This is a genomic window from Planktotalea sp. (assembly GCF_039984035.1).
Lineage (GTDB): Bacteria > Pseudomonadota > Alphaproteobacteria > Rhodobacterales > Rhodobacteraceae > Planktotalea.
The window spans coordinates 1-10,546 of sequence record NZ_JBDWVM010000419.1 but is presented as its reverse complement, the minus strand read 5'-3'; the positions used below and the strand labels follow the sequence as shown (position 1 = coordinate 10,546).

Annotated in this window: 11 protein-coding genes; 7 read left to right on the top strand and 4 right to left on the bottom strand. The window is 55.1% G+C overall.

Annotated features, from left to right (window positions below):
- The 4 genes from ABJQ89_RS18430 to cobU form a co-directional block, all read right to left on the bottom strand.
- Positions 1-1,189: YifB family Mg chelatase-like AAA ATPase (locus ABJQ89_RS18430; protein WP_348497617.1), on the bottom strand; the 1,189-nt coding region annotated here is incomplete at its 3' end.
- Positions 1,190-1,252: 63 nt separating this feature from the next.
- Positions 1,253-2,119 (bottom strand): glutathione S-transferase, encoded by an 867-nt coding sequence (locus ABJQ89_RS18425; RefSeq protein ID WP_348497616.1) that lies wholly within the window; start codon positions 2,117-2,119, stop codon positions 1,253-1,255.
- Between the two features lie 59 nt (positions 2,120-2,178).
- The gene (locus ABJQ89_RS18420) at positions 2,179-2,754 is read right to left on the bottom strand and encodes a histidine phosphatase family protein (protein ID WP_348497615.1); all 576 of its coding nucleotides are present in this window, start codon (positions 2,752-2,754) and stop codon (positions 2,179-2,181) included.
- A 2-nt stretch (positions 2,755-2,756) separates the two neighbouring features.
- Entirely contained in the window at positions 2,757-3,275 is a 519-nt protein-coding gene (gene cobU / locus ABJQ89_RS18415; protein WP_348497614.1) for a bifunctional adenosylcobinamide kinase/adenosylcobinamide-phosphate guanylyltransferase, read from the bottom strand.
- A gap of 126 nt (positions 3,276-3,401) precedes the next feature.
- On the opposite strand from cobU, the gene ABJQ89_RS18410 reads away from it, so the two are divergent.
- The 7 genes from ABJQ89_RS18410 to groEL all read left to right on the top strand — a co-directional run.
- Entirely contained in the window at positions 3,402-4,280 is an 879-nt protein-coding gene (locus tag ABJQ89_RS18410) for an RNA polymerase factor sigma-32 (RefSeq protein ID WP_348497613.1), read from the top strand.
- Between the two features lie 65 nt (positions 4,281-4,345).
- Complete coding sequence (gene coaBC / locus ABJQ89_RS18405) at positions 4,346-5,548, top strand: bifunctional phosphopantothenoylcysteine decarboxylase/phosphopantothenate--cysteine ligase CoaBC (protein WP_348497612.1); 1,203 nt, start codon at positions 4,346-4,348, stop codon at positions 5,546-5,548.
- A complete protein-coding gene (gene dut / locus ABJQ89_RS18400; RefSeq protein ID WP_348497611.1) occupies positions 5,538-5,990 on the top strand; it encodes a dUTP diphosphatase in 453 nt (150 codons plus the stop codon). The genes coaBC and dut overlap by 11 nt, the downstream gene beginning before the upstream one ends.
- Positions 5,990-7,039, top strand: coding sequence for a molybdopterin-synthase adenylyltransferase MoeB (gene moeB / locus ABJQ89_RS18395; protein ID WP_348497610.1), 1,050 nt, complete (start codon positions 5,990-5,992; stop codon positions 7,037-7,039). The genes dut and moeB overlap by 1 nt, the downstream gene beginning before the upstream one ends.
- A 45-nt stretch (positions 7,040-7,084) precedes the next feature.
- Entirely contained in the window at positions 7,085-9,106 is a 2,022-nt protein-coding gene (locus ABJQ89_RS18390) for a M3 family metallopeptidase (protein ID WP_348497609.1), read from the top strand.
- A gap of 279 nt (positions 9,107-9,385) precedes the next feature.
- Positions 9,386-9,673 carry a co-chaperone GroES gene (locus ABJQ89_RS18385; protein WP_072630860.1) on the top strand — a complete coding sequence of 96 codons (288 nt, stop codon included), beginning with the start codon at positions 9,386-9,388 and terminating at the stop codon, positions 9,671-9,673.
- 53 nt (positions 9,674-9,726) lie between these two features.
- A partial coding sequence (gene groEL / locus ABJQ89_RS18380; protein WP_348497608.1) for a chaperonin GroEL occupies positions 9,727-10,546 on the top strand: 820 nt, incomplete at its 3' end.

Below are 10,546 nucleotides of genomic sequence, written 5' to 3'. Positions count from 1 at the left end.
GTAGATCAAGATCTGTGAAATGAACGGGCGGTACTTCGACGCGCAAGTCAAAACGATCCATTAGCGGCCCCGATATGCGCCCCATATAGTCGTTCGCGCAGAGCGGCATTTTCGAGCAGGCGCGCGCAGGATCAAAGGCATAACCGCATCGGCACGGGTTCGCAGCGGCCACCAACATGAAACGACAGGGATATTTGATATGTGCATTGGCGCGTGCGATCATGACCTCGCCTGTTTCGATGGGCTGGCGCAGGGTTTCGAGCACTTGGCGTGAGAATTCGGGAAATTCGTCCATGAACAGAACCCCATTATGCGCGAGCGACACTTCCCCCGGTTTTGCTGTGCGCCCGCCGCCTATAATTGCTGCCATTGATGCAGTGTGGTGTGGCTCGCGAAAGGGGCGCGTTCGGGAAATGCCACCTTCGTCGAGCAGACCCGAAAGGGAATGGATCATCGAGGTTTCCAAGGCTTCCATTGGGCTGAGAGGCGGTAAAAGGCCAGGCAAGCGCGCGGCGAGCATGGATTTTCCAGAGCCGGGTGTGCCTACAAGGAGGATGTGGTGACGTCCCGCCGCTGCAATTTCGAGCGCGCGTTTTGCCCGTTCTTGACCCTTCACATCACGTAGGTCTTTGCCGTTCTTAGCACTTGAAACCGTGCCGGGCTGCGCTGGGGCAATAGGGTTTTGTCCCGTGAAATGAGCGATGACCTCGGCCAATGATTTTGCGGCAATGACTTCGGCAGCGCCGACCCATGCGGCCTCTGCGCCTGATGCCGCGGGACAAAGAAGGGTACGTTCCTCCCGCGCGGCGGTCATCGCAGCTGGCAGCGCGCCGATCACGGGAACCAAAGCGCCGTTCAGGGATAACTCCCCGAGTGAGATGGAACGTTCGGCTTCTTCCGGTGGAATAATGTTGAGAGCGGCAAGCAGCGAGAGCGCGATTGGAAGGTCGAAGTGCGATCCTTCTTTGGGCAGATCAGCTGGGGAAAGGTTAATAGTGATGCGTTTGGACGGCAGCGCAATCGACATGGCAGAGAGGGCTGCGCGCACGCGATCACGGGCTTCGGAAACGGCTTTGTCGGGCAGTCCAACGATAGAAAATGCAGGCAAACCAGGGGTTACGGCGCATTGCACTTCGACGCTGCGCGTGCTGACGCCTTCAAATGCAACTGTATAGGCATGCGCGACCATAAGGTTTCTCCGGTTAACCATTAAGGCCTATCGGAGAAACCCTTTAAGATTGGTAAACAGCTTCTAAAGGAGCGCCATAAATTTTGGCCAAGCTTCTGGATCGGCAACGGTTTTGTCACGGCAGAACGCGTTGCAGAAGCCGAAGGTGCGTCCATCCAACTCCATCAAATGGGTCACAGGGCCGCCTGAATAGGCGCAAGTGGCGTTCTCTGCGGTGCCAGCATCAACGGCTTTTGCAGCCAGTGGCGTTGGGCCGGGCCAATCACTTGTTGGATAATCTTTGCGGTACCATGGCAAATCAGGACCATGAACATTGCCCATCGCGCGCCACTGGCGGAAGGCTGGGTCGGCCAAATGTGCTGCGACATAAGCTGCGGCTTCTTCGCCAATGGGCAGGGAATATCCGGCAATACGCCCTGCAACGGGCGCGAAAAATGCATCAGCGGCAGAATAATCGCCCAACAACCAAGGACCGTCAGAGACGCGGTTTTTACGTGCGTAAGCCCAGATGACTTCAAGGCGCGCCAAATCGGCAAGCACTGCATCGCTCGGGGCGCTGTCGGAATAACAGACGCGCAAGCTCATCGGGCAGTCGCCGCGCAATGATGAAAAACCGCTCGCCATTTCTGCCAACAACGTGCGGGCAATCGCACGAGCTTCGGGCTCCTTAGGCCAAATGCCCGCATCTGGATGCCGTTGCGCGAGTTCTTCGGCGATGGCGGCGGATTCCGAAATGACAGCGCCGTCGTCAGTCACGAGCGTGGGGACTGTTTTCGCAATGCCGACTTTTGACATCTGTGCTGCGACGTCTTGTTCAGCAAAAGGAACCATGATGTCACGTGCATTCAGCCCGAAACGATGAACGAGCAGCCACCCGCGAAGGGACCAGCTCGAATAGGCGTAATCGCCGATATAGAGTTCATAAGACATAGACAGACGTTAGAAGGCGCGCGGGCGAAAACGCAAATGACCATTTGTTCGCTTGCCCATCACGGACAGTGATTAATAGCGCCCGCGCGCCATTTGCCGTTTTCTATAATGACTTCCGTCGCCGATAGATTGTCGATCTTTTGCGCAAATGTGTCATAGGCTGATTTCCCCGTCGCGCGCTGCAGTTGGGTGAGGATCACACCGAAATGACACACAACGATCAAGTCTTGGGTGCTTGCTGACAAAGCTTGATCGACGGCATCGCTGACGCGCGCGCAAACTGCATTCCAGCTTTCGCCGTCGGGCGGCGCTAGATCGCCAGGCTTTTCGTAGAACGCTTTGGCGAGGGCGGCATCTTCCGGTGGCAGGTTTTTGAAAGTGAGGTTTTCCCAACGCCCAAAATGCATTTCGCGCAAAGCTGGGTTATGGGGGGATCGCGCGCGTCCCCCTTGGATCGCGTCTGCGGTATCAACCGCGCGGACCAAATCGGAGGATACAACGCGCGCATCGCTTGGCAGATACGCACTTAGGCGCGAAAGCGCTGCAGTATCCGACAAATCCGCTGGTAGATCGGTCCAGCCAATCATGCCTTTCGCGTGTGTCGGGCCGTGGCGCACTAGGAAAAGACGCTGCATATTTATTCCCTCCCTTTCAACAATTGCGGCAGTCCCGCGATGACGTTGTAAACTGTATCGGCAGCGGCGGCTAAGTGTTGATTCAGCTCGCCTTGTTCCTGACGGAAACGCCGTGAAAGGGGATCGGCTGGAACGATGCCAAGACCAAGTTCGTTGGTGACGACAACGCAATCAGCCTCGCACTTGACCAAGCCGGTTAGCAGGTTGGTGCGCGCTTGGGGCAAATCTGTTTCATCCATCAGATGGTTCATCAGCCACATGGTTGCGCAATCCAGCAAAACGATCTGCTTTGCATCGACTTTCAGCAACGCAGTTTCGGGCGTCAAAGGCGTTTCCAGCGTGTTCCATCCCTGACCACGCATCTCTTTGTGGCGGGTCACTTTATGTTCCATTTCTGGATCAAGCACGCGTGCTGTTGCCAAATAGGTCCTATTTTTCCCGCTCTTTAGCACAAGATTTTCAGCGAATGCAGACTTGCCAGACGCCGCGCCGCCAATCACCAAAGTGAGTTTTCCTGACATTTTTTTTGCGCTCCAAGTGATCCGTTTCGCTTGCTCTTGCGTACCTTGAATACAGCGCATTGAAAACCGACGAACAGAACAATGCGCGCTGAGAATTTGGTGAACGGCCAGACAGGGAGACGCGACATGGCACTTGATAATGTGAGCGATGCAAAGTTTTCACGCAAAGCGATGAAGGCAGAAATGCTGGACCCTGAAACAGAACTGCGACTTGCCTATGCTTGGCGTGATGAGCGCGACGAAGCAGCGCTACATCGCCTGATCACGGCCTATATGCGCCTTGCGATTTCTATGGCTTCGAAATTCCGACGCTATGGCGCGCCAATGAATGACCTTATCCAAGAGGCCAGTCTTGGGCTGATGAAGGCTGCTGAGAAGTTTGACCCAGATCGTGGCGTGCGCTTCTCTACTTACGCTGTTTGGTGGATCAAAGCGTCCATACAAGATCACGTCATGCGTAATTGGTCGATGGTGCGCACTGGCAGCACCTCGTCTCAGAAATCCTTGTTCTTCAACATGCGCCGTGTTCAGGCGCGCCTTGAGCGTGAAGCAATGCAGCGCGGTGAAGAGTTGGATCAACATCAGCTGTTGCAGCGCATCTCCTCGGAAATCGGTGTATCGATGAACGACGCAGAAATGATGCACGGGCGTTTGTCAGGGTCTGATTTTTCGTTGAACGCGACGCAATCGACTGAAGATGAAGGGCGCGAATGGATTGATGCGCTGGAAGATGATGGCGCGCAAGCCGAGCACATTGTTGAGCATTCACATGACACAAAACAACTGCGCGATTGGCTGCTCGATGCAATGGGCGCTTTGAATGAGCGCGAACGTTTCATCGTGCGTGAGCGCAAGCTTTTGGAGCAGCCTCGCACGCTTGAAAGCCTCGGTGATGAGCTTGGCCTGTCAAAAGAACGCATTCGCCAATTGGAAGCGGCCGCCTTTCAAAAAATGCGCAAATCACTTGAAAGCCAAGGGGAAGAAGTTCACGCATTTTTAGCGTGACTTTCTAACGCTTGTACCCCGCGCGCGCGCCGCTTAGCTTATGGTCAAACAGCTTGGGGCGCGTGATGCTTTCATCCAAACATATCCTATTGATCATCGGCGGCGGAATCGCTGCCTATAAATCACTCGATTTGATCCGCCGCTTACGCGAGCGCGGGGCAACTGTGACGCCGGTTTTGACACGTGCGGGCGGTGAGTTTGTTACGCCTTTGTCGGTGTCGGCGCTCGCCGGGGTTGAGGTGCATCAGGACCTGTTTGATCTCACGAAAGAGGCGGACATGGGTCACATCCAACTCTCGCGCTCTGCAGATCTACTCGTGGTCGCGCCAGGGACGGCGGATTTGATGGCGAAGATGGCGCAGGGCCGTGCGGATGATCTGGCCTCTACCTTGCTTTTGGCGACGGATACGCCTGTCTTGGTCGCGCCTTCGATGAATGTGCGGATGTGGGACCATCCAGCGACGCAAAGGAATATCGCAACTTTGAAGGCAGATGGCGTTGCCATTGTCGGCCCGAATGACGGCGACATGGCTTGCGGTGAATATGGACCGGGCCGCATGGCGGAGCCGTTGGAAATCGTGGCTGCGATCGAGGCTAAAATGGGTGATGGCCCACTCAAAGGTAAACGCGTGCTGGTCACATCTGGCCCAACCCATGAACCAATCGATCCCGTGCGCTACATTGCGAACCGCTCTTCAGGCGCGCAAGGGACTGCGATTGGCGCGGCCTTGGCAGCGCTGGGCGCAGAGGTGGTGTTTGTGACAGGTCCCGCCGATGCGCCGCCTCCTTCGGGCGTCGAAGTGGTCAAAGTACAAAGCGCAGCAGAGATGTTGGCGGCAGTTGAGGCGGCTTTGCCCGTGGATGCAGGTATCTTCGCAGCGGCCGTCGCCGATTGGCGCGTAGCCTCGGAAAGCGGATCGAAGATCAAAAAGCAGGACGGCAAATTGCCGACGCTCGAATTTGCAGAGAACGCCGACATCTTGGCCAAGGTCAGCCAGATGAAGACAGGGCGACCATCGCTCGTTGTGGGCTTTGCGGCTGAAACGGATGATGTGATCACCAATGCAACAGCTAAGCGCAAACGCAAGGGATGCGATTGGATTGTTGCGAACGACGTCTCGCCGGAGACGGGCATCATGGGCGGCTCGGAAAATGATGTGATGTTGATTTCTGAAACCGGGTCAGAAGATTGGCCGCGTATGAGCAAAGAGGCCGTGGCCGAGCGTCTCGCGCTCAAGATTGCAGAAGAGCTTGCGGATGCGGATTGAGTTTCTATGGGATGAAGGCGCGGACCAAACCTTGGGCCTGCCATTCTACGCGAGCGCGGGCGCTGCTGGTGCTGATTTGCGCGCGAACTTGCCAGATCGCGGCGAGGTTATTTTGCAAGCAGGTGCACGTGCCCTGATCCCAACAGGTCTTCGCATGGCCATTCCTTATGGGTTTGAGGTGCAAATTCGCCCGCGTTCAGGTCTCGCTCTCAAGCACGGAATTACATTGCCCAATAGTCCGGGCACCATCGATAGCGATTATCGTGGACCGCTTGGTGTGATCATGATGAACGCAGGGCAGGAGCCCTTCGTCATTAACCATGGTGAACGCATCGCGCAGATGGTGGTCGCACCTGTCATTCGCGCAGACTTTGAGCTGGTTGAAACGCTTTCCGACACGATGCGCGGTGATGGTGGCTTTGGCTCAACGGGCCGCTCTTAATGTTGGTGGTTTTATTGATTGCATGCGGAATGTACGCGCTGGGCGCTGTCATGGGCGCGCCGAAATCCCAGCGCTGGACAATGATCGCGATCCTCTTTGCTGCGGTCATCTTGGCCTTGCTTGTGCTGCCACTGGAAAATGCACTCCGCAGCGCGCTGGGCGGATCGGTGAAACCCTACCTCTTCCTCGCGGCATTCGCTGCCGTGGTTGTCGGTTACATGCAAGTCATCAAACGTTTGCGCGCCAAGGTCACAGCAGATGAAAGCGCAATGCCGCCTGCCAAAACAGGAACGTTTAGCGAAACCGAACTGGACCGCTACGCACGCCACATCGTTTTGCGTGAAATTGGCGGGCCGGGTCAGAAAAAGCTCAAAAATGCTAAAGTTCTGGTCATCGGGGCAGGGGGGCTTGGCGCGCCTGCTTTGCAATACCTCGCGGCGGCGGGCGTTGGAACAATTGGTGTGATCGACGACGACGTTGTTGAAAATGCGAACCTGCAACGGCAGGTCATTCACCGAGATGATGGGATAGGCACGCCGAAAGTGTTCTCCGCAATGGAAGCCATGCTGGCGCAGAACCCACATATCGAGGTGCGCCCCTATCATCGACGCCTTGATGAAGACAGCGCATCAGAGCTGTTCGCTGAATACGATGTTATCCTCGACGGAACCGATAATTTCGACACGCGTTACCTATCTAATCGCACGGCAATGGCGCTGGGCCTACCGCTTGTTTCTGGTGCGCTCAGTCAATGGGAAGGGCAGCTCAGCATCTTTGATGCGGCGAATGGTGCGCCCTGTTATCAGTGTATTTTCCCGCAAGCGCCTGCGCCTGAGCTTGCGCCGTCCTGTTCAGAGGCAGGTGTAATCGGCCCACTGCCCGGCGTTGTAGGCGCGATGATGGCGCAGGAAACGATCAAACTGATCACGGGCGCTGGCGCAGTTTTGCGCGGCGAGATGCTGATCTATGACGGGCTTTATGGCGAGACGCGCAAGATGACGCTGAAACCACGCGCAGATTGTCCCGTTTGCGGAAGCGGCGCGACCTAGCAACCGCGCACTTACCGCCCTACATGTGTTTCAAAGGAGAGCTTCATGACCAATCCATTGCTCCAAGACTGGACAACCCCATTCCAAATCGCGCCCTTCGCGGAGATTGACGATGATCACTTCGCCCCAGCATTAGAAGAGGCGCTTATAGCGCATTTGGCTGAAATCGATGCGATTGCGGAGAGCGTCGAACCAGCAAGTTTTGAAAACACGATTGAAGCGATGGAAGGCGCGGGCGAAGCACTTGATAAAGTGCTCAGCGTTTTCTTCACCATCGCAGGGGCCGACAGCAACCCCAAGCGCCAAGAATTGCAGCGCGATTTCTCCCCAAAACTCTCGGCGCATAGTTCTGCGATTTACGCGAACTCTGCCTTGTTCGCGCGTGTCGAGCAGCTTTGGGAGGCACGCGATACGCTTGATCTGAACGACGAACAGGCGCGTGTGTTGATGTTGACGCACCGCGGATTTGTGCGATCTGGCGCTGCGCTGACGGGTGCGGAAGAGGAGAAGATGACAAGCGTGAAGTCGCGTTTGGCTGTGCTTGGAACTGAATTCGTGCAGAATCTTCTAAAGGACGAATCCGATTGGTTCATGGAATTGTCTGATGAGGCGCTCAGCGAATTACCTGACTTCGTGCAAGACGCCGCGCGCGGCGCTGGTGCGGAAAAAGAGGTCGATGGCGCAGTCGTGACACTGTCCCGTTCGCTCATCGTACCTTTCTTGCAATTCAGCCCGCAACGCGATTTGCGCGAAAAGGCTTACAACGCTTGGGCTGCGCGCGGTGCGAATGGCGGGGAAACCGACAACCGTGGGATTGCGGGTGAAACTTTGGCCCTTCGTGCTGAACGCGCGGCTTTGCTCGGCTACCCTGATTTCGCGCACTACAAGTTAGAGACCGAAATGGCAGGAAAGCCAGACGCGGTGCGCGATTTGTTGATGCAGGTGTGGACACCTGCCAAAGCGCAGGCGAACAAAGACGCTGCGATCCTAGAAGAGATGCTGCATGCCGATGGCATAACAGGCCCGCTAGAGCCATGGGATTGGCGCTATTATTCAGAGAAACGTCGCAAGGTGGAGCATGATCTGGATGAAGCGGAGCTCAAGCCGTATCTGCAGCTAGACCGGATGATCGAGGCCAGCTTTGCCTGCTCAACGCGCCTGTTTGGTCTGGACTTCGCCCCGCTGGATTTGCCGCTTTATCACGAGGATTGTCGCGCTTGGGAAGTCACGAAAGATGGCAAACACATCGCGGTTTTCATCGGCGATTACTTTGCGCGCGGTTCCAAACGCTCTGGCGCATGGTGCTCTGCGATGCGCGCGCAGGCCAAGAAACCGAATGTGCAAAGCCCGATTGTCATCAACGTGTGTAATTTCGCAAAACCGTCCGAGGGCAAGCCTGCGCTGCTGAGCTACGACGATGCGCGCACGTTGTTCCATGAATTTGGTCATGCGCTGCATCAAATGTTGTCCGATGTGGAATATGAGAGCGTGTCAGGCACCTCCGTTGCACGCGATTTCGTGGAATTACCAAGCCAGCTTTATGAGCATTGGCTCGAGGTGCCTGAAGTGCTTGCAGAATTTGCAACGCATGCAGAAACCGGCGAAGCAATGCCAAAGGCGTTGCTCGACAAAGTGCTAGGCGCGGCGACTTATGATATGGGCTTTGCCACGGTTGAATATGTGGCTTCTGCGCTTGTTGATTTGGCCTTTCACGAGGGCACGCCTCCAGCCGATCCGATGCAAAAGCAGGCCGAGGTCTTGGCTGATATCGGCATGCCGCGTGCGATTGGTATGCGCCACGCAACACCGCAGTTTGCACATGTGTTTGCGGGGGATGGTTATTCCAGTGGTTATTACAGCTACATGTGGTCCGAAGTCATGGATGCCGATGCGTTTGAAGCGTTTGAAGAGGTGGGTGATCCCTTCGACAGCGCGACAGCCAAACGTCTCGCGGATACTGTGCTGAGTTCTGGTGGCTCAAAAGACGCGACAGAGCTGTACATGGAGTTCCGCGGTCGTATGCCGGGTGTCGAAGCCTTGCTCAAAGGGCGCGGCTTGGCGGCTTAAGAGTAGCGTTAATAAATGAATGTAAAGGACGGGCGGCGAAGCGCCACCCGTCCTTTGTTTTTCATAGTTAGCTTCGCGAATTTCCTCTGAGCGATCGTTATCGCTTTGCCATCCATAACAATGCCAAATCTTTTGCAGAAAATTATTCTCAACGGCCCCGTTGACTCATTCAAACAGCTTCCCTACCTATGTCGCGTTAGCACTCAACCTAGGTGAGTGATAACGCCTCTGAAAGATGAGGCGAGAATTGAAACCCTTTGAGCTTAAGGAGCTACAAAGATGGCATTGAAACCGCTTCACGACCGCGTGTTGGTTCGCCGTACAGAAGGCGAAGAAAAAACTGCTGGCGGATTGATCATCCCCGATAGCGCAAAAGAAAAGCCTGCTGAAGGCGTAATCGTTGCTTGTGGCGAAGGCGCCCGCAAAGACAGCGGTGAGCTGATCGAAATGGCAGTCAAAGACGGCGATCGCGTTCTGTTCGGCAAATGGTCCGGCACAGAAGTTTCCGTCGACGGCGAAGAGCTGTTGATGATGAAAGAAAGCGACATCTTGGGCATCCTGTCTTAATCGACAGTTTTCCAAACTCGCATTTCAAACTAATTTAAGTAGGAGCATTCATAATGGCTGCTAAAGACGTAAAATTCGACACAGATGCACGCAATCGCATGCTGGCTGGTGTCAACACACTTGCAGATGCTGTTAAAGTGACACTCGGCCCTAAAGGTCGCAACGTTCTTCTGGACAAATCTTTCGGCGCGCCGCGCATCACGAAAGATGGTGTTTCTGTCGCCAAAGAGATCGAGCTTGAAGATAAGTTCGAAAACATGGGCGCACAGATGGTTAAGGAAGTTGCTTCCCGTACCAACGACGAAGCAGGCGACGGCACAACAACTGCAACAGTTCTGGCACAAGCGATTGTTCGCGAAGGTCTGAAATCCGTTGCAGCTGGCATGAACCCAATGGACCTTAAGCGCGGTATCGATCTTGCAACAGCGAAAGTTGTTGAAGCGGTTAAAGCGGCAGCGCGTCCAGTATCCGATTCAGACGAAGTTGCTCAGGTTGGTACAATCTCTGCAAACGGCGAAGCGGAAATCGGTCGTCAAATCGCAGACGCGATGCAGAAAGTCGGCAACGAAGGCGTTATCACTGTTGAAGAGAACAAAGGCCTCGAAACAGAGACTGACGTTGTTGAAGGCATGCAGTTCGACCGCGGTTACCTGTCACCATACTTCGTGACAAACCCAGACAAAATGACTGCAGAGCTCGAAGACTGCATGATCTTGCTGCACGAGAAGAAGCTTTCTTCCTTGCAAGCAATGGTTCCACTGCTCGAGTCAGTGATCCAGTCCCAGAAGCCACTTTTGATCATTGCTGAAGATGTTGAAGGCGAAGCGCTTGCAACTCTCGTAGTGAACAAACTGCGCGGCGGTCTGAAAATCG

Coding starts and splice junctions, on each gene's coding strand:
- ABJQ89_RS18425 (WP_348497616.1), bottom strand. CDS start 2,119: ATGTCTTATGAACTCTATATCGGCGATTACGCCTATTCGAGCTGGTCC.
- ABJQ89_RS18420 (WP_348497615.1), bottom strand. CDS start 2,754: ATGCAGCGTCTTTTCCTAGTGCGCCACGGCCCGACACACGCGAAAGGC.
- cobU (WP_348497614.1), bottom strand. CDS start 3,275: ATGTCAGGAAAACTCACTTTGGTGATTGGCGGCGCGGCGTCTGGCAAG.
- ABJQ89_RS18410 (WP_348497613.1), top strand. CDS start 3,402: ATGGCACTTGATAATGTGAGCGATGCAAAGTTTTCACGCAAAGCGATG.
- coaBC (WP_348497612.1), top strand. CDS start 4,346: ATGCTTTCATCCAAACATATCCTATTGATCATCGGCGGCGGAATCGCT.
- dut (WP_348497611.1), top strand. CDS start 5,538: ATGCGGATTGAGTTTCTATGGGATGAAGGCGCGGACCAAACCTTGGGC.
- moeB (WP_348497610.1), top strand. CDS start 5,990: ATGTTGGTGGTTTTATTGATTGCATGCGGAATGTACGCGCTGGGCGCT.
- ABJQ89_RS18390 (WP_348497609.1), top strand. CDS start 7,085: ATGACCAATCCATTGCTCCAAGACTGGACAACCCCATTCCAAATCGCG.
- ABJQ89_RS18385 (WP_072630860.1), top strand. CDS start 9,386: ATGGCATTGAAACCGCTTCACGACCGCGTGTTGGTTCGCCGTACAGAA.